The sequence below is a fragment of the Kitasatospora xanthocidica genome, from assembly GCF_014656195.1.
Taxonomy (GTDB): Bacteria; Actinomycetota; Actinomycetes; order Streptomycetales; family Streptomycetaceae; genus Kitasatospora; species Kitasatospora xanthocidica.
Map to the genome: position 1 here is coordinate 23,741 of NZ_BNBY01000001.1, position 16,336 is coordinate 40,076.

18 protein-coding genes are annotated in these 16,336 nt (G+C 75.3%); 9 read left to right on the forward strand and 9 right to left on the reverse strand.

What is annotated here, in order from left to right:
• Window positions 1–217 precede the first annotated feature (217 nt).
• The 4 genes from IE332_RS00110 to IE332_RS00125 all read left to right on the forward strand — a co-directional run bounded on the left by IE332_RS00110 (window position 218) and on the right by IE332_RS00125 (window position 3,104).
• Window positions 218–481, forward strand: coding sequence for a class I SAM-dependent methyltransferase (locus tag IE332_RS00110; protein WP_189912963.1), 264 nt, complete (start codon window positions 218–220; stop codon window positions 479–481).
• Between the two features lie 184 nt (window positions 482–665).
• Entirely contained in the window at window positions 666–947 is a 282-nt protein-coding gene (tatA, locus tag IE332_RS00115) for a Sec-independent protein translocase subunit TatA (RefSeq protein WP_189912964.1), read from the forward strand.
• Between the two features lie 146 nt (window positions 948–1,093).
• The gene (locus IE332_RS00120) at window positions 1,094–2,473 is read left to right on the forward strand and encodes a hypothetical protein (protein ID WP_229928178.1); all 1,380 of its coding nucleotides are present in this window, start codon (window positions 1,094–1,096) and stop codon (window positions 2,471–2,473) included.
• Between the two features lie 109 nt (window positions 2,474–2,582).
• Window positions 2,583–3,104, forward strand: a complete 522-nt coding sequence (locus tag IE332_RS00125) for a potassium channel family protein (protein ID WP_189912965.1) — start codon at window positions 2,583–2,585, stop codon at window positions 3,102–3,104.
• Between the two features lie 115 nt (window positions 3,105–3,219).
• Here IE332_RS00125 and IE332_RS00130 read toward each other — a convergent pair whose 3' ends face one another.
• The 3 genes from IE332_RS00130 to IE332_RS00140 all read right to left on the reverse strand — a co-directional run bounded on the left by IE332_RS00130 (window position 3,220) and on the right by IE332_RS00140 (window position 7,170).
• Complete coding sequence (locus IE332_RS00130; protein ID WP_189912966.1) at window positions 3,220–4,806, reverse strand: protein kinase domain-containing protein; 1,587 nt, start codon at window positions 4,804–4,806, stop codon at window positions 3,220–3,222.
• A 430-nt stretch (window positions 4,807–5,236) separates the two neighbouring features.
• Window positions 5,237–6,286 carry a TrbL/VirB6 family protein gene (locus tag IE332_RS00135; protein ID WP_189912967.1) on the reverse strand — a complete coding sequence of 350 codons (1,050 nt, stop codon included), beginning with the start codon at window positions 6,284–6,286 and terminating at the stop codon, window positions 5,237–5,239.
• On the reverse strand, window positions 6,283–7,170 hold the full coding sequence (locus tag IE332_RS00140) for an RNA polymerase sigma factor (RefSeq protein WP_373313657.1): 888 nt from the start codon (window positions 7,168–7,170) through the stop codon (window positions 6,283–6,285). The genes IE332_RS00135 and IE332_RS00140 overlap by 4 nt, the downstream gene beginning before the upstream one ends.
• 366 nt (window positions 7,171–7,536) lie before the next feature.
• On the opposite strand from IE332_RS00140, the gene IE332_RS00145 reads away from it, so the two are divergent.
• The 4 genes from IE332_RS00145 to IE332_RS00160 all read left to right on the forward strand — a co-directional run bounded on the left by IE332_RS00145 (window position 7,537) and on the right by IE332_RS00160 (window position 10,936).
• A complete protein-coding gene (locus IE332_RS00145; protein ID WP_189912969.1) occupies window positions 7,537–8,229 on the forward strand; it encodes a hypothetical protein in 693 nt (230 codons plus the stop codon).
• Window positions 8,230–8,387: 158 nt separating this feature from the next.
• On the forward strand, window positions 8,388–9,140 hold the full coding sequence (locus IE332_RS00150; RefSeq protein ID WP_229928179.1) for a VC0807 family protein: 753 nt from the start codon (window positions 8,388–8,390) through the stop codon (window positions 9,138–9,140).
• 193 nt (window positions 9,141–9,333) lie between these two features.
• On the forward strand, window positions 9,334–10,077 hold the full coding sequence (locus IE332_RS00155; RefSeq protein WP_189912970.1) for a tyrosine-protein phosphatase: 744 nt from the start codon (window positions 9,334–9,336) through the stop codon (window positions 10,075–10,077).
• 100 nt (window positions 10,078–10,177) lie between these two features.
• On the forward strand, window positions 10,178–10,936 hold the full coding sequence (locus IE332_RS00160) for a Clp protease N-terminal domain-containing protein (RefSeq protein WP_189912971.1): 759 nt from the start codon (window positions 10,178–10,180) through the stop codon (window positions 10,934–10,936).
• 79 nt (window positions 10,937–11,015) lie between these two features.
• Here the strand turns inward: IE332_RS00160 and IE332_RS00165 are convergent, their stop codons facing one another.
• Window positions 11,016–11,507 (reverse strand): NUDIX domain-containing protein, encoded by a 492-nt coding sequence (locus tag IE332_RS00165; RefSeq protein WP_189912972.1) that lies wholly within the window; start codon window positions 11,505–11,507, stop codon window positions 11,016–11,018.
• 98 nt (window positions 11,508–11,605) lie between these two features.
• Between IE332_RS00165 and IE332_RS00170 the strand changes: the two genes are divergently transcribed.
• A complete protein-coding gene (locus tag IE332_RS00170) occupies window positions 11,606–12,028 on the forward strand; it encodes an STAS domain-containing protein (RefSeq protein ID WP_189912973.1) in 423 nt (140 codons plus the stop codon).
• On the opposite strand, the gene IE332_RS00175 is transcribed toward IE332_RS00170, so the two are convergent.
• The 5 genes from IE332_RS00175 to IE332_RS00195 all read right to left on the reverse strand — a co-directional run bounded on the left by IE332_RS00175 (window position 11,927) and on the right by IE332_RS00195 (window position 16,238).
• Window positions 11,927–12,913, reverse strand: a complete 987-nt coding sequence (locus tag IE332_RS00175; RefSeq protein ID WP_189912974.1) for a sigma-70 family RNA polymerase sigma factor — start codon at window positions 12,911–12,913, stop codon at window positions 11,927–11,929. The two genes, IE332_RS00170 and IE332_RS00175, sit on opposite strands and share 102 nt — an antisense overlap.
• A 137-nt stretch (window positions 12,914–13,050) precedes the next feature.
• Entirely contained in the window at window positions 13,051–14,289 is a 1,239-nt protein-coding gene (locus tag IE332_RS00180; RefSeq protein ID WP_189912975.1) for a serine hydrolase domain-containing protein, read from the reverse strand.
• Window positions 14,290–14,495: 206 nt separating this feature from the next.
• Window positions 14,496–14,765 carry a hypothetical protein gene (locus IE332_RS00185; protein WP_189912976.1) on the reverse strand — a complete coding sequence of 90 codons (270 nt, stop codon included), beginning with the start codon at window positions 14,763–14,765 and terminating at the stop codon, window positions 14,496–14,498.
• Window positions 14,766–14,949: 184 nt separating this feature from the next.
• Entirely contained in the window at window positions 14,950–15,216 is a 267-nt protein-coding gene (locus IE332_RS00190; RefSeq protein ID WP_189912977.1) for a UBP-type zinc finger domain-containing protein, read from the reverse strand.
• Between the two features lie 116 nt (window positions 15,217–15,332).
• On the reverse strand, window positions 15,333–16,238 hold the full coding sequence (locus IE332_RS00195) for a helix-turn-helix transcriptional regulator (protein ID WP_189912978.1): 906 nt from the start codon (window positions 16,236–16,238) through the stop codon (window positions 15,333–15,335).
• Between the last annotated feature and the right edge of the window lie 98 nt (window positions 16,239–16,336).

Genomic DNA, 16,336 nt, shown 5'->3' on the forward strand with positions numbered 1-16,336 from the left:
GACCCCGGCCCGATCCACAGGGCCCGATCCACAGGGCCCGATCCACCCGGCCCGATCCACGCGAGTCATCGAGAGCCCCCGCCCATCCCAGGGCGGGGGCTCTCCGCCGTCTTCAGGCAGCCGTGCGTCGGCCGGACGGCGGCCGGACCGCGGCCGGACCCGGCCTGGCCCCGGAAACCGGCCGCGCCCGGGCGAACCGCCGTGCCAGGGTGGGGTCATGGGTGCTGATCGGACGCGGGTGCGCGGCAGTTACGACACAGTGGCGGAGGAGTACCTGGGGCGGATCGGCGGCGAGCTGGCGCACAAGGCGGTCGACCGGGCCCTGCTGGGGGTGGTCGTGGAGGAGGCCGCCGGCGGGGTGGTGGCCGACCTCGGGTGCGGCCCCGGGCACGTGGCGGGCTGGCTCGCCGGGCACGGGGCCGAGGTGGTGGGGGTGGACCTCTCGCCGCGGATGGTCGAACTGGCCCGGCGCGCGGGCTGACCGTCCACCCGCGCCCAGGGCCCCGCGGCCGCCCCCGATTCTCGCGATCCGCTCGAACGGCACCTGGTTTTTGGCCAGCGTTTCCCAGGCGGTGTATCCGTTCGCCGTGAGGGCCAGGCATACTGGCCAGCACGGGCGATAGCGCTCGCCATGACTCCTGACAAGAAGGGACCGGTGGCCAGGGATGCTGCGGAACGGTCTTGAGCCCTGGCACATCTTCGTGGTGCTGGCGGTCGTAATCCTGCTGTTCGGTTCGAAGAAGCTGCCGGAGATGGCCCGTGGCCTGGGCAAGTCGATGCGCATCCTGAAGGCCGAGACGAAGGCCATGCGCGAGGACGAGACCCCGGCGGACGCCGGCACGGCGCAGAGCACCGCCGCTCCCCAGCAGAGCGCGGACCGTCCGGCCGTCACGCCGACCAACGTGACCAAGGCCACCGAGACGGCGCGGCCCGAGACGACCGCCTGAGTCTCCCCCTTCTCCGGAAAGCCCCTGGTGATCCCACCGGGGGCTTTCCGCTGTTCCGGGGTTCGCTCCACCGGAACCTCCGGCTGGCCGTCCGATCTGATCCGGTATCTCCTGGTACGCACCCACCGGAGGAACGGAGTCGCGGCATGCCGACCGACGAGCCCCGCGACGGACCGAGCGGCGACCGCGCCGTCGGACCGGTCGGCGAACAGGCCGACGGACGTCTCGACGGTCCGGCCGACGAACTGGCCGAGCTGCGGGCCCGGCTGGGTGCCGTCGAGGCCCAGGAGGCGCGGCTCGCCGAACAGTTGGCGGCCGCCCCGCCGGTCCGGCCGCCGCGGCACCGGGTGCGCTCCGCCTTCGCCGTCCTGCTGATCCTGCTGGCCTGCGTGCTGACCCCGCTGAGCGCCCTGGCCCTCTGGGCGAGGTCCGAGATCAGCGACACCGACCGCTACCTCGCCACGATGGCCCCGCTCGCCCGGGACCCGCGGATCAAGGCGGCCGTCAGCGCCCGGGTGACCGACGAGATCATGAAGCGGATCTCCGTCGACTCGCTGCTCGACGGCGTCGCCCCGGACGACCGCCCCAAGCTCGGCGCCCTGCTGAACGGCATCGGCCAGGCCCTGGACAACGGGCTCGCCGGCTTCGTCCGCACCGAGGTCGAGCGGGTGGTGGACAGCGACGCCTTCGTCACCCTCTGGACCGACGTCAACCGGGACGCGCACGCCGCCGTCGAGAAGCTGGTGACCGGGCAGGGAGGCGGCGCGGTCGAGGTCCACGACGACACCGTGGTGCTCGACCTCGCCCCGGTGATCGCCCGGGTGAAATCCTCCCTGGCGGACCGGCTCCCGTTCGTCGAGCACCTCCCGGAGATCCACACCGCGTACCCGCTGGTGCGCTCCGACGCCGTCCCCAAGGTCCGCACCGCACTGCGCGTCCTGGACCTGGCCGGTTTCTGGGTCCCGGTGCTGGCCGGGGCGTGCGCGCTCGGCGGGGTGCTGCTCGCGGTGCGGCGGCGCCGGGCGGTGGTGGCGGCCGCGCTGGGCATGGCGGGCGGGGCGCTGCTGCTGGGCATCGGGCTGAGCGCGTTCCGGGCGCTCTACCTGGACCGGCTCCCCGCCGACCTGGACCAGGCGGCCGCCCAGGCGGTGTACGACACGCTGGTGCGGTACCTGCGCTCGGCCGTCCGGGTCGTGGTCACGCTCGGCCTGCTGGTGGCGCTCGGCGCCTGGATCGGCGGCGGCGGTCGGGGGGCGCGCACCGTCCGGGGCGGCTGGCGCGCCGGGCTGGGCGCGGTCCGGCGGGTGGCCGCCCGGGCCGGGCTGCGGCTCGGGCCGGTCGGCCGGTTCGTCCACCGGTGGAAGGCCGCGCTGGGCTGGACGGCGGTCGCGGGCGCGGCCCTGGCCTTCGTGCTGTGGAGCCACCCGACGGTGCTGGTGACGCTCTGTCTGGCGTTGGCGCTGGTCGGCGTGCTGGCCGTGCTGGAGCTGCTGGACGAGCCCGGGCGGCCGGCCCGGTCCGGCTGAGGGACGGTCCGGCTGAGCGGCGGGGCGGCGGCGCCCGGCTCCGGTCCGGTTCGTCCGGGCGGCGCAGTCCGACGGGCGTCCGGGGCGGGCCCGGCCGAGGCTGGGCGGGATGTCCGAGAATCCGCCGCCGCCCGCCGACCTGAGAGCCTGGTGCTGGCTGCTGGGAGCGTTCGCGCTGCTGATGGTCGCGTACTTCACGCTGCCGCTGGGGTGGTTCGGCGACCGGCGGCCGCTCCTGAGCTGGTCGGCCTTCGTGGGAGCGCTGGTCGCGCTGAGCTGGCTGATGCTGGCCAAGATCGTCGGGGTGCTGCGGGGGACGGCGAAGCGGCCGGTGGTCTGGCTGGTGTTCCTGATCGCCCTGGCGATGACCATCTTCGCCGCGACCTACTACGCGCTGGGCGCCCACAAGCCGGAGTTCGCCGGGCTGGAGACGCGGCTGGACGCGCTGTACTTCACGGTCGTGACGATGGCGACGGTCGGGTACGGGGACATCACCCCGACCGGGCAGGCGGCACGGCTCGTGGTGGTCCTGCAGATCGGGTACAACTTCGTGTTCCTCGCGGCGGCCGCCGGGACGGCCTCCCAGGCGGTCCGCAGCACCGTGGCGCAGCGCGTCCGGCACCGGGACTGAACCCTCGCCCGGCCCCCGGCGTCATCCACAGCCTGTGGACGACGCCGCCGTCAGCCAGCGACGGCGGGTGCCGACGGCGGCCGTCGTGACCCTCGCCGGCGCCTCAGCCGTCGTGTCAGTCGTCCTGGAGGTCGGCGGCGGTGTGCAGGGTGGAGAACAGCGCCGAGAGGCGGGCGTTCCAGTTGGCGTTGGTCAGCGGATCGATGGCGTGCTTCTTCGCCATGTCGCGGACCACCTTCTGGGCCCCCTTGAGGTCCTGCGCGGCGGCGTCCGGATCGCCCCCGTTGAGCTGTGCGGCGGCGGTGTCGAGGATCTTCAGCAGCTCCAGCTGCTTGTCCCGGTCCTTGCCGACCTGGGCCTGGGCCACCGCCTGACGGAAGGACTGGAGCTGCAGCGCGGCCGGCTGGTTGCGCGGGACGGCCTGGGTCGGCGCGGCGGTGGTCGGGGCGGGCGCCGGGGTGGTGGGGGTGGCGGAGGCGGGGGGCCGGGTGGGCGTCGCGGCCGGGGTGGTGGGCGCGGTGGCCGCGGTGGGCTTCGCGGCGGCGTTGCCGGCCGGCTCGTCGAAGGCGGTCAGGGCCAGGGCGGTGACGCCGGCCAGGCCCGCCACGCCCAGCGCGCCGAGCACCAGCGGCTTGCGGCGGCGGCCGGCGCGGGCCGGGGCGGCCGGGGCGGGGCCGGGGGCCGGTGGGCCGACCGGGACCGGCGCCATCACCGAGGTGGCGGCTGCCGGGAGCTGCGGCGGGAGGAGGGTGGTGTGCTGCTGGTTCGGCGGAACGGACACCGGCGGGAGCAGCTGGGTGGCGGCCCCGGTGGGCGCGCCGGTCGCCGCCATCGCGTTGGGAGCGTTGGTCGCGAGCAGCTCGGCGGTCGGATCGCCGACGACCAGGCCCGGCACGGTGGCCAGCAGTTCGGCCCGGGCGGCGGAGGCGTCGGCCGGGCGGCCGGCCGGGTCCTTGGCGAGCAGGCGCAGCACCGCCGCGTCCAGCGCGGGCGGCAGGCCGGGACGCCGCGCGGACGGCGGCAGCGGCTGCTCGCTGACGTGCTTGAAGGCGATCGCCACCGGGGTCTCGGCGGTGAACGGGGTCGCGCCGGTGAGCATCTCGGTCAGCACGCAGCCGACCGCGTACAGGTCGGTCCGGCCGTCCAGCGCGGAGGCGGTGGCCTGCTCGGGCGAGAGGTAGGCGGCCGTGCCGAGCACGCTCGCGGTCTGGGTCAGGTTGCTGGAGGAGCCGGCCCGGGCGATGCCGAAGTCGACGACCTTCACCCCGCCGTCGTCGGTGATCATGATGTTTCCGGGCTTGATGTCCCGGTGCACCAGCCCGGCCGCGTGCGCGACCGCCAGCGCCTCGCAGACCGCCGCCGCGATGCCGACCGCGCGTTCCACCGGCAGGTTCGGCTGCTGGGCCAGCACGGCGGCCAGCGAACGGCCGTTGATCAGCTCCATGACGATGAACGGGGTGCCCTGGTCCACGCCCGAGTCGAAGACCATGGCGATCCTCGGGTGCACCAGCATGGCCGCGTGCTGGGCCTCCCGGCTGAAGCGCTCGGCGAAGCGGGGGTCGTCGGCGAGGCCGCCGTTGAGGACCTTCACCGCCACCTGACGGCCCAGGACCCGGTCCACGCCGCGCCAGACGGTGGCCATGCCGCCGACGCCGAGCATCTCGACGAGTTCGTAACGCCCGTTCAGCGCCCGTCCGATCACCTGGAGCTCCCCTCACGTGCCGTGCCCGGGGTCCCGGGCCGCCTCGTGCACCCGTGCACGATAGCCGTACGGCCGTGCGACCCGGCCGGGGGCGGAGGGTGGCGGTCGGGGGACCGGGCAGCGGTCCCCCGGCCGCCGGCGCGGGGGTGGGGNNNNGCCCTGACTGCGGGAGGGCGGGCCGCACGTTTCCGGGCCGGCCGGGCCGGCGGCGCTTCCGGGGTGGCGCCTGCCGGTCCGGCCGGGGCCGGCCGGGTGGACGGCCGGCACGGGGGAGCCGACCGGCCACCCGGGGTCTTCGGGTGGTACTGCTGCCGCACCTTCCCGCGATACCGCGGGTGGTGCGGGTACTACCGGTGGTGCGGGTGGTGCTGTTCCGGGTGGGCGGTGAGCCCGGGGGGAGTCGCTCGCCGCCCACCCGGAGTCCTGGGGGTCACCTCACGGATGACTGTTCGTTCCCGGAGCGGTCGGGTTTGCTCGGCCGGACCTCCGGCACGGTGGGCGCCGCGGGCAGGGTCGGCACCGTCGTTCCGGTCTTGCCGGGCCGGGTGCCGCTGCCGCCGGTGTCCTCGCCGCCGCCGTTGCCGCCGCCGCTCTTGCCGCCGTCGGTGTTCCCCTTGCCGGACCCGGTGCCGGAAGAGGTGCCGGACGTGGCGCCGGTGTGGGCGGGGTCGCGCGGCTTGGCGGTGGTGCCCTGGTGGTCGTCGTCCGCCTCGCCGATGGCCTCGGCGCAGTAGTCCGCCACCCGGTCCGCGCCCTCGGCCGCCGTCACCAGCGGGCCGTAGAGCGGTTCGGTGACCAGTCGGCCCGGGCGCTCGCCCTTGGCCGTACGGTCGGCGAAGCCGCGGCAGAGGCCGAGCAACGCGGGCGGGACGGTCGAGCGGTCGCCGCGACCCTCGGCCGACGGGGTGCCGGGGGTCGCGGTGCCGGTCGGGGGAGCCGTCCGCGGACCGGTGGAGGCACCGTCGGACGGCCGGGCGGAGCCGGACGCCGGGGCGAACGGGACGCCGGCCGCGGCCGAGCCGTGGCCCGGCGCGCCCGGCGAGGTGCCGATGGCGCCGCCCTGGGCCGCGAGCGGGCGCTCGGGCTCGGAGGGGCCGCCGCCCAGCGACGACAGGTTCCCGGTGCCGGCCGCGACCGCGACCCCGCACAGCGCGGTGGCTCCGAGCACGGCGGCAGCGGCCTTCGTGCTGAAGGCCCTGGCCAGCGCGGCGGTTGCCATCGATCGTCTCCGGATTGGGGTCACTACGGGGTCGGGCGTGAGACTCGCCTCCCGGAACGCGGCCAGGGCGGCCTCCTCCCCGGCCAGTTCGCCGGCCGTCGCGGGAGCGGCGGCCGCGGCGAGCACCCGGGCGAGCTGCCCGGGACCGCCGTCCGGTCCGGTGAGCGAGGCGTCCTGCCCGGCCGACGGGGCGGCCACGGCACCGCCGAGCAGCTGCTCGGCGGCATCACGGTCGATCCGACGGGATCGGTTGGTGCTCATCTCATGTCCTTCAGCGTCGCGGCCCGGTGTTCTGTCACACCCTGCGGAGAACTTTTTTTCGCGGGTTTCCCCGCGGGTTGCCCGGAGGCCTTGCCCGCGCTCCCTCCGGCGGCGGTCGGACCGCTCGCAGCCCCGGCCGGTGCGCTGCCCGGTGCACCGCCCGTCGCGCCGTTCCGGGGTCCGCCCGAAGCGTCGGCCGGACGCGCGGCCGGGATCCCGACGCCCGCGGCGAAGGGCTGCTCCAGCAGCTTGGCCAGCCGCCGCAGCCCCCGGTGGGCGGCCATCCGGACGCTGCCGGCCCGCTTGCCCAGCACCTGGGCGGCGCTCTCCGCGTCCAGCTCCATGACCACCCGCAGCAGCACCGCCTCGGCCTGGTCGCGCGGCAGTCTGGAGATCAGTGCCAGCGCGTCGGCGGTGCCGACCGTGGTCAGCGCGGCGCGGGCGGTGTCGTCCCCGGCCGCCAGTTCGACGAGGTACTCGAAGGGCAGGTCCGCGACCGGACGGCGGCGGCGGGACCGCAGGTGGTCCAGCGCCCGGTGGCGGGCGATGGTGGCGGCCCAGCCGCGGAAGCCGTCCCCGTCGCCGGAGAAGCCGCGCAGGTCGCGGGCGATCTGCAACCAGGTCTCCGAGGCGATGTCCTCGGCGTCCTGCATGTCCTCCGGCCGGCCGCCGACCAGCACCCGCAGGTACCGCAGCAGGCCCGGCTGGACGGTCCGGAACAGCAGCCGGAACGCCTCCTCGTCCCCGCCCTGCGCGGCGAGCACCGCCTCGCTCAGATCGGCGGGAGCGGCGGCCGGCCCCGGTGGTGGGCCGGTGGTCGGTACTGGTCCGGACCGGCCGACGTGGCTGCCGGTGCCCGCTCCGGGGCGCTCTGCACTCTGCACCCGCCACATGATGCGCCATTCGGGGGACCACGTCGGATCCGGCCGAAGGGACCGGCCCACCCGGGGCCAAGGTCCCGCGCGTTGCTGCCGTTCGCCCGCAGCCCCGAGCGGCCTGCCCCGCCTACGTTGTCCGTAGACGAATCAGTCCGGGCCGCCGCCGCGCGCCCGGAGACCGGGGCGGCACCGGCCCGCCCGGCCGCCCGACCGCGCACCTCGCCGTCGGCCCCACGCCCCCGCCGACCCCGCCCGCACCACCGTGCCGACCGTGCCGACGTGCCGGGCTGCGCTGCGGCCACCGGCGGGCCACCGAGAACACGCCCGACCCCACCGGCCGGCACGACCGGCGAGGACCGACGAGGACCAGCGATGACGACCGCCCACGAGCTCCACGCCAGGGGGCTGCGCGAACACCTCGCCCCCGCGCTGCGCGCCCTGGGCCTCACCGGGTGGCGCCGGACCTTCAGCCTGCCGGACGACACCCACTGGGTGCTGGTCGGCCTGGTCGAGCGCCCGGCCGCCGACCGGGTGCCGTTCACCTTCGGCCTCAGCCTGGTCCGCCGCACCGACTGGGCCGTCGCCGGACTGCCCGGCCACCGGCCCGACCCGCGGGTCCGCCACGGCGTCGAGATCTGGCGGGCCCGGATCGGCGAGGTGCTGCCGGTCGGCGAGGACGTCTGGTGGGAGGTGCTGCCCGGGCGGCGCTGGCAGCTCCCGCTGGACGACGCCGTCGCCGCCGTCCGCCACTACGGCCTGCCGGAGCTGCGGCGCCGGGCCGAGTCCGACCGCGCGCCCACCGGCGAGACCTACCTCTCCCCCGCCGAGCTGGCGGACGTCAACGCCGCGCTGCTGACCGCCGCGGTGGCCCGGGTGCAGCGCGCCGAGCTGGCCGACAAGGCGCTGGAGCTGACCGGCGCCTGGACCCGGGGCGACGCCGTCGCCCGGATCGTCCTGGCCGGGGTCGCGGACGGCTTCCTGTCCGCCGGCGACGAGCGCTTCGGCACCGTCCGCTGCCTCGACACCCTGGGACGTGCACTGTGGACCTTCCCCGACGGGGACTAGGGAATTCGCAGGTCGGCGGCGGTGTTACGGTGCGCACCATGACAACTGTCACGCGGATCCCGCAACGGACGGCACTGCTCTGACGGAGGGTCGGACGGAAAGACTGGAGGCACGACGCGGGCAGCAGCCCGCGGCCACCAGCCGGGGAGGAACCCACCGTGAGCCAGACCGTCAGCGCCGCCGCCGTCACCGTCACCGCCACCGTCGCCGCGCCCGCGCCGGCCGCCGCCGACGGCGCCGCCCACGCCGAGGCCCCCAACCCGCTGGTCTCCGGCCTCCGCCCGCTCGCCCTCGACGTGGCCGCCCCGCTGGCCGGCTACTACCTGCTGCACTCGGCCTGCGGTCTGAGCGAGTTCGCCGCACTGGCCTGGTCCAGCGCCTTCCCGGCCGCCCGGACCGTCCTCGGCCTGCTGCGCGAGCGCCGGCTCAACCTGTGGGCCGCGCTGATGCTGACCGTCAACCTGGCAGGCCTGGCGCTGACCTTCGTCACCGGCGACGCCCGGATGATGATCGCCAAGGACGGCGGCCTGAGCGGCACCGTGGCCCTCGCGATCCTGGTCTCCGCGCTGATCGGCCGGCCGGTGATGAGCCCGATGCTGATGCCCTTCCTCACCAAGGGCAAGCGGGACCGCGCCGCCGCCTGGGAGCGGCTGGCCGGGGGCCTGGCGGCCGGGTCGCGCTCCTTCCGCCGCCACGAGCGGGTGTTCTCGGGCATCTGGGGCACCGCGCTGCTGACCGAGTGCGCGGCCCGGGTGGTCGGCGCCTTCACCCTGCCGGTGTCGACCATGGCCTGGCTGTCCACCGTGTTCCTGATCGCCGCGATCGTGGCCGGCTCGGTGCTCGGCCACATCGCCGCCGACCCGATGGAGAAGCTGGTCACCGTCGAGGCCGGGGCCCCGACCGCCGCCTGAGCACCGCCCGGCCGCACCGCCCCGCACCACCCCGCACCACCCGCGCACCGCCCCGCACCACCCCGGATGAGCCCGGACGGCATCTGAACGCCCGGTTCCCGGCACTCGAACGGCCAGGAACCATACGGATCCCCCGGGAGTCCTTACATAACGAGGGGGTAACGGGACCCCCGACGAGGAAACGGGGAGCCCCATGAACGGGACCACGGACGCGCCGACCACCACCGAGGACCGCACCCTCGTCTGGGACGGCTGCCTGAACGTCCGCGACCTGGGCGGGCTGCCCACCGCCTCCGGCCGGCTCACCGCCCGCGGCGCGATAGTCCGGGCGGACAACCTGGACCGCCTCACCGCCGAGGGCTGGGACGCCCTCCTCGACCACGGTGTCCGCACCGTGGTCGACCTGCGCGACGTCGAGGAGTACAAGCCGCTCCTCCCGCTCCCCGACGGCATCGACCTGATCCGGGTCCCGCTGGACGAACTCGCCGGCCCGGCCTGGTGGGAGGCCCACGGCCAACTGGACGGCACCCCGCTCGCGCTCCGCCCGTACCTGGACCACTGCCCGCACGCCGCCGCCGCGCTGATCGCCGCGATCGCCGGCGCCCGCCCCGGCGGCGTGGTCGTGCACTGCGGCGCCGGCCGTGACCGCACCGGCCTCGCCGCCCTGCTGCTGCTCGCCCTGGCCGGGGTCGACCGGGCCGCGATCGCCGAGGACTACCTGCTGAGCGGCCCCAACGTCCGCCCGCTGTACGGAATGCTGGGCCTGCCGGACCCGTACCGCCGGATCGACGCGGTGCTCGCCGAGGCCGGGACCACCGCCGAGGCCGCCCTTGCGACCGCGCTCGACGGGCTCGACCCGGCCGGCTACCTGCTCGCGGCGGGCGTCACCCCCGACCTGATCGCCGCCGTCCGCGGCCGGCTGCTGCCCGCCGGGTAGGGCGGCCCTCCCGGCGGGGACGGAACACCCCCTCCGACTCCCCACGACAATCGTCAACCGATGGTTGACGGCCCTCGGGTCGACAACCTACGGTTGACGCATGGAGAATCCCGTTGTTCCCAACACCACTCCGCTGCGCCTCGACGACCTGATCGCCGCGATCAAGAAGGTCCACCCCGACGCGCTCGACCAGCTCTCCGACGCGGTCATCGCCGCCGACCACCTCGGAGACCTCGCCGACCACCTGATCGGCCACTTCGTCGACCAGGCCCGCCGCTCCGGCGCCTCCTGGACCGACATCGGCCGCAGCATGGGCGTCAGCAAGCAGGCCGCCCAGAAGCGCTTCGTCCCCAAGGACCCGGCCACCCCGAACGACCTCGACCCCAGCCAGGGTTTCAGCCGGTTCACCCCGCGCGCCCGGAAGGTCATGGTGGCCTCCCAGGAGGAGGCCCGGAAGGCCGGCAACGCCGAGATCACCACCGAGCACCTGCTGCTCGGCCTGCTCGCCCAGCCCGAGGGCATCGGGGTGAAGGCACTCGCCGCCCAGGGCGTCGCCCCGGAGGCCCTGCGCGCGGCGGCCACCGCCGTACTACCGGACTCCGTCGACGAGCTGCCCACGCTGATCCCGTACGACGCCCGGTGCAAGAAGGTGGTGGAGCTGACCTTCCGCGAGGCGCTCAAGCTCGGGCACAACTACGTCGGCACCGAGCACATCCTGCTCGCCCTGCTGGAGCAGGAGAACGGCCAGGGCATCCTCACCGGCCTGAAGGTGGACAAGGCCGAGGCGGAGACCTTCGTCTCGGAGGCCATCGCCGCCATCATCGCCGCCCGGAACGCCGAGTCCGAGCAGCAGGGTTGAGGACCCGACGCCGCGCTCCGGGCGGAACCACCGTCCGGGGCGCGGCACTCGTCGCTGAGGCGCGTCTGACAGGCACGCCCTAAAAGCCGGAGATGTGGGTGGTGACGATCCGCACCCGGCCGTCCTCGGCCGCCTCCAGCGCCGCCCGCAGCCGGGCCGAACGGGCCGGGCCGAGGAGTTCGAGCGCCTCCTCGACGGGCACCCAGCGGTGGTCGTCGAGCTCACCGGCCGGGACGGTCACGGGGGTGCCGTCCGGGACGGTGCCGAAGTCGAACATCAGGTGCTCGGCGGGGTGGTCGAGTTCGCCCGAGGGGTGGGTCCAGGAGATGGCCAGCAGCGCACCGGTCTCCCGGACGATGCCGGTCTCCTCCTCCAACTCCCGCTTCGCGCACTCGACCGGGCCCTCACCGAGGTCGATCGTGCCGCCGGGGAACTGCCAGTGCTCGCGGTACCCGGCCTTCACGATCAGGATCCGGCCGGACTCGTCCCGCAGCAGGCCGCCCGCCGCCGCGTAGATCCGGGGCAGCGAGGCCAGCCATTCCTCACGGGGCTTCAAGGGCTCAGCCGTCATGGTGCTCCTCCTGGGTCGGGTGGGTGCGACGGGCCCACTCTGCCACCGCGATCCACGCCGGACCGATGAGTCGGTGCCGCCGCGACGGTCCAACCCGCATGGAGAGCACCGCGAACACCACCGCGAACACCACCGCGAACACCACCAACGGGGCCACCCCGCGAAGCCTTTCGGGCGCGCCCGTCCTGAGCTGCGACCTGGGCGCACTGACCGCGCCCGACCTGACCGTCGTCGACGCGCTCGCCCGGCTGCGGCTCGCCGCCGCCCGGCACGGGGTGGGCGTGGTCCTGCTGAACGCGAGCGGCCCGCTGCGCGAACTGCTCGCGTTCAGCGGGCTCGCGGCACTGCTGCCGGGCCCACCCGAACCGCCCGAACTCCTCGAACTCGCCGAACTCCCCGAACTCGCCGAACCTCCACGCCTAGCCGGGCTGCCCGGCGTCCAGCCGGGGCGGCAGGCCGAACAGCGGGAAGAGCACATCGGTGTCGAGGAAGTTGGTGAACCCGGTGATCCGGCCCGCTGACACCTCCGGCACGATCAGCGCCCACGGCTCGTGCCCGCCCTCCGGGCTCGGCCGGTACTGGGCGAAGGCCGGCCCGCCGTTGGCCGTCACCGGGAGCAGCCGCGAGCCGCGGCAGCCGTGGCCCGGGCCCAGCATCCAGGCCCGGATCTCCTCCTGCCCCTGCAGCCACATCGAGAACGGCGGCATGTTGAGGGTGACGTCCTCGTGCAGCAGCGCGGCGAGGCCGTCCATGTCGTACGCCTCGAAGGCGCGGACGTAGCGGTCCAGCAGCGCGCGGTGGTCCTCGTCCAGGGCGGGGGCCGGCCGGGCGGCCGACGCGTCCGCGGCCAGCACCGCGCGGGCCCGCTGCAGCGCGCTGTTGACCGAGGCCACCGTGACGCCGAGGAGTTCGGCGGCCTCGGCGGCCTTCCAGCCGAGCACCTCGCGCAGGATCAGCACCGCCCGCTGCCGGGGCGCGAGCCGCTGGAGCACGGCGACGAAGGCGAGTTTCACCGACTCGCGCTGGGCAGCCACCTCGGCCGGGTCCCCCGTCTCGGGCAGCACCCGGCCGTCCGGGGCGGGGCCGATCCACGTGACCTCGGGCAACTGGGTGCCGTGCGCCGTGGCCACCGTGACCGGGCCGGCCAGGTCCATCGGACGGGCCCGGCCGTTGCGGCCGTTCAGCGCGTCCAGGCAGACGTTGGTGGCTATCCGGTACAGCCAGGAGCGCAGCGCGGACCGGCCCTCGAACCCCCGGTGCCCGCGCCAGGCGCGGACCATCGTCTCCTGCACCGCGTCCTCGGCCTCGAAGACCGAGCCGAGCATCCGGTAGCAGTAGCCGGTGAGTTCGGTCCGGTACCGCTCCAGCTGGAGCTCGACCGGCTCCTCCGTGATCGCGTCGGTCATGGTGCGCCCCCGTCGTTCCGCCGTGCCCTGTCCTGCGTCGTGCTGTCCTGCGCCGTCCTACGCCGGCCGGCCCGTCCTGCGCTGCCGGACGGGACGAACCTAGCGCAGGGCACCGACAACCGCCCGCCCGCGGGACGTCACCGCTGCCCGTACACCTGACCGGAGCCGAAGCCGGTGGTCACCAGCTTCCACAGGGTGGGGAACTCCTCGCCCGAGATGCCGGTCGGGTTGAGCCCGACGACCACGGTGCGGGAGAGGTCGCGGGTGGCGAACACCCCGCTGCTGTAGCCGGGGCGGGCGCCGTTCTTGCCCCAGACCTCGGTGCCGTTCGGCAGGACGGTGCGCAGCAGGCCGGCGGTGCTGTAGCAGGCGTGGCCGGCGGTCGGGCCGATCTCGCAGTTCTTGTTGTGGCTGTTCGGCAGGTCCGGGACGGTGAACACCTCGGCCTGCTGGGCGGGCGGCAGCAGCCGGCCGCGGTAGAGCGCGTCGAAGAAGCGCTCCAGGTCGGCGGCGGAGGAGATCATGCCGCCCTCGGCCCACGGGTACGGGCTCTGCTCGGTGACGTCCACCCGGTCGGTGCTGCCGTCGGCGGCGCGGACGTCCACGTAGCCGGAGGCGTGCGGGCCGCGGATGGTCAGGTCGTCGGCGTCCGGGACGTAGGTGGTGTGCAGGCCGAGCGGGCCGGTGATGCGCTTGCGCACCTGGTCGGTGAAGGTGTCGCCGCTGACCTTCTCGATCACCATCGCGGCGACGAAGTAGTTGTTGCCGTTGTACTGCTGGGCGGTGCCGGGCGCGAAGTTCATCGGCTGGGTGAGCATGTCGGCGACGACCTGCTCGGGGCTGAAGTACTGCGTCCGGTGCGCGGCGAACCACGCCGTGCTGCCGTCCCCGGCGGTCATCCCGCCGCCCCCGGGCAGACCGCTGGTGTGATTGAGCAACTGGCGTACGGTGACCGGCGGGTAGCCGGCCGGCAGCAGCCCGGGCAGGTAGTGCTGGACGGTGCCGTCCAGGTCGGCCCGGCCCTCGGCGACGAGCTGGAGCATCACCGTCGACGTGAACACCTTGGAGATGCTGCCGATCCGGAACCGGGCGTTCGCCGGGACGTCCTCGCCCGAGGTGCCGCGCCACCGCGCACCCGGGCCGCCGACCCGGACCAGCGCACCGGTGACGTCGGCGGGCAGGGCGTCGAGCGTCTTCGCGAGCGCCTCCCGGTCCAGCGGCCCGGGCCGGACCGCCGCGCCGGCCGGGGAGGCCGACACGGCCGGGGAAGCGTCGGCGGCCAGGGCCGGGGCCGCGGCACCGACCGTGACGGCGGCGAGCAGCGCACCGGCCGCCACGAGGGTGGACCAACGGCTGGTGCGCGCACGGGTGTTCATGCGACTTCTCTCCAACGACGGCTCGGCGACGGCCCGGCGACGGCTCGGATGGGAGAGAGTCTTCGGGAGGACGACCGGCCGCGGCATCCGGGAAGTCCCCCGCGGCGCCCCGGAGAACGCCCCGAGAGCGACCCTGATCATGCGTCAGGGGCGGGCCCCGTCGGTCCGGTGCCCGCCCCCGGCGCGACCGCGCGCAGGACGCGGCTTCAGTGGGCGGAGTGCTTCTCCGCGCCGCGGTGCCGGTGGCCCTTGAGCTCGGCGTGCATCGCCGGAGCGGCGGGCGCGGAGGCGGTCGGCGCGTCGCGTCCGCCGTGCCGGAACGCCTCGCCGCCGTACCCGGCGCCGGAGGAGGACGTCGCGCCGGTGCGCACCTTCGGCGCGATCCGGCTGGGCGGGCTCGCCATGCCGCGGCGTTCCAGCAGTTCCTGGGTGCCCTGACGGAGCTGGGCGGTGCTGCCCGGTGTTCGCTTGGTCATCGTCGGCCTCCCTTCGGCGGTCACCGACCGGACGACTGTCGGCCGGAGGGGCCGCACGAACGTTATGTCCGGATTTTATCCGGGTTGGACTCCCCTGCCACCGGGGAGAGCGGGTGCCGGCGTCCACCTCGGCCCGTACCGCCCGCTTCGGCCCGTGACCGTCCGCCCCGGTCCGTGACCGCCCTCAGCCCATGACCTCGTGGACGAAGCACCAGCGCCAGTCCTCCCCCGGCTCGTACGAGCGGATCACCGGGTGCGAGGAGTTGTGGAAGTGCGCGGTCGCGTGCCGCTGCGGCGAGAAGTCGCAGCATCCGACGTGGCCGCAGTCCAGGCAGATCCGCAGGTGCACCCAGTCCCGACGGCCCTGCGCGAGGCAGTCGGCGCAACCGTCGGCGGGCGGGCGGGGCTCGATGTCCTGAGGGGCCAGAGCGAGGTCTTCGCAGGCACTCATGAGTGCAGGCTATGCCGCCCCGGGCCGTCCCGCCCGCTCACGCCGGGCTGCCCGGAGCCCCTCCGGCGGCTCCCCCGGCGGTTCGTTCCGCAGCCCATCCGCAGCTCGTCCGCGGCTCAGGAGACCCCGGACGCCTCGGACGCCGCCCCCGAGGCCGTCCAACTCGCGAGCAGAGCCAGCTTCTGCGCCGTCGGCGAGCCCACCGGGGCGGTGTAGACGACCAGCAGCTGGTCCGGCGAGCCGTTGACGCCGAGGGTCTCGTAGCCGAAGTCGAGGTCGCCGACCAGCGGGTGCCGGACCAGCTTGACGCCGTGGGTCTTCTCCCGGACGCAGTGGTCCGCCCAGAGCCGGCGGAACTCCTCGCTGCGCACCGACAGTTCGCCCACCAGGGTGCTCAGCGCCGGGTCCTCCGGGTGCAGCCCGGCGTCCCGCCGCAGGTAGGAGACGGTCTCCGCGGCGACGGCGTCCCACTGCCGGTAGTGGTCCCGGGCCGCCGGGTCGAGGAAGGCGTGCCGGGCCTGGTTGGGCGGGCCGTCCGGGCCGCCGGCCCCGCCGCCGGCCGCTGATCCCCCACCCGTACGCGTGGAGAAACCGTTCACCGCGTCGCCCAGCGCGTTCCAGGCCAGGACGTCCATCCGGCGTCCCAGCACGAAGGCCGGCACCCCGGTCATCAGGTCCAGCAGCAGCCGCGTCCCCGGCCGGACCTGCTGCCGTGCCCGGCCCCGGCCGGTGGTCCCGGCGGCCGGGGCCCTGGACGGACGCACCAGCGAGCGCAGGTGCGCCGCCTCCACCGCGTCCAGCCGCAGCACCCGGGCCACCGCGTCCAGCACCGCGTCCGAGGCGCTGCCGCCCCGGCCCTGCTCCAGCCGGACGTAGTAGTCCACGCTGACGCCCGCGAGCTGCGCCACCTCCTCCCGGCGCAGGCCCTGCACCCGGCGGCGGCCGTGCGAGGGCAGGCCCACCTCCTCCGGCAGGATCCGGGCCCGGCGCGAGCGGAGGAAGTCCCCCAGGGTGTTCTCCATGCCCGGCAGGTTAACCGGGGCCGGGCGGACCGAGGGTGGTACTGCCGTTCCCAGGAAAGGCCGTCCCGGGAAAGGCGTTCCCAGGACGGGCGTTCCGG

What these genes read in the sequence shown, in the direction of transcription:
- IE332_RS00110 (WP_189912963.1), top strand. Translation starts at nt 218, where the DNA reads ATGGGTGCTGATCGGACGCGGGTGCGCGGCAGTTACGACACAGTGGCG.
- tatA (WP_189912964.1), top strand. Translation starts at nt 666, where the DNA reads ATGCTGCGGAACGGTCTTGAGCCCTGGCACATCTTCGTGGTGCTGGCG.
- IE332_RS00120 (WP_229928178.1), top strand. Translation starts at nt 1,094, where the DNA reads ATGCCGACCGACGAGCCCCGCGACGGACCGAGCGGCGACCGCGCCGTC.
- IE332_RS00125 (WP_189912965.1), top strand. Translation starts at nt 2,583, where the DNA reads ATGTCCGAGAATCCGCCGCCGCCCGCCGACCTGAGAGCCTGGTGCTGG.
- IE332_RS00135 (WP_189912967.1), bottom strand. Translation starts at nt 6,286, where the DNA reads ATGAGCACCAACCGATCCCGTCGGATCGACCGTGATGCCGCCGAGCAG.
- IE332_RS00145 (WP_189912969.1), top strand. Translation starts at nt 7,537, where the DNA reads ATGACGACCGCCCACGAGCTCCACGCCAGGGGGCTGCGCGAACACCTC.
- IE332_RS00155 (WP_189912970.1), top strand. Translation starts at nt 9,334, where the DNA reads ATGAACGGGACCACGGACGCGCCGACCACCACCGAGGACCGCACCCTC.
- IE332_RS00160 (WP_189912971.1), top strand. Translation starts at nt 10,178, where the DNA reads ATGGAGAATCCCGTTGTTCCCAACACCACTCCGCTGCGCCTCGACGAC.
- IE332_RS00165 (WP_189912972.1), bottom strand. Translation starts at nt 11,507, where the DNA reads ATGACGGCTGAGCCCTTGAAGCCCCGTGAGGAATGGCTGGCCTCGCTG.
- IE332_RS00170 (WP_189912973.1), top strand. Translation starts at nt 11,606, where the DNA reads ATGGAGAGCACCGCGAACACCACCGCGAACACCACCGCGAACACCACC.
- IE332_RS00175 (WP_189912974.1), bottom strand. Translation starts at nt 12,913, where the DNA reads ATGACCGACGCGATCACGGAGGAGCCGGTCGAGCTCCAGCTGGAGCGG.
- IE332_RS00180 (WP_189912975.1), bottom strand. Translation starts at nt 14,289, where the DNA reads ATGAACACCCGTGCGCGCACCAGCCGTTGGTCCACCCTCGTGGCGGCC.
- IE332_RS00185 (WP_189912976.1), bottom strand. Translation starts at nt 14,765, where the DNA reads ATGACCAAGCGAACACCGGGCAGCACCGCCCAGCTCCGTCAGGGCACC.
- IE332_RS00190 (WP_189912977.1), bottom strand. Translation starts at nt 15,216, where the DNA reads ATGAGTGCCTGCGAAGACCTCGCTCTGGCCCCTCAGGACATCGAGCCC.
- IE332_RS00195 (WP_189912978.1), bottom strand. Translation starts at nt 16,238, where the DNA reads ATGGAGAACACCCTGGGGGACTTCCTCCGCTCGCGCCGGGCCCGGATC.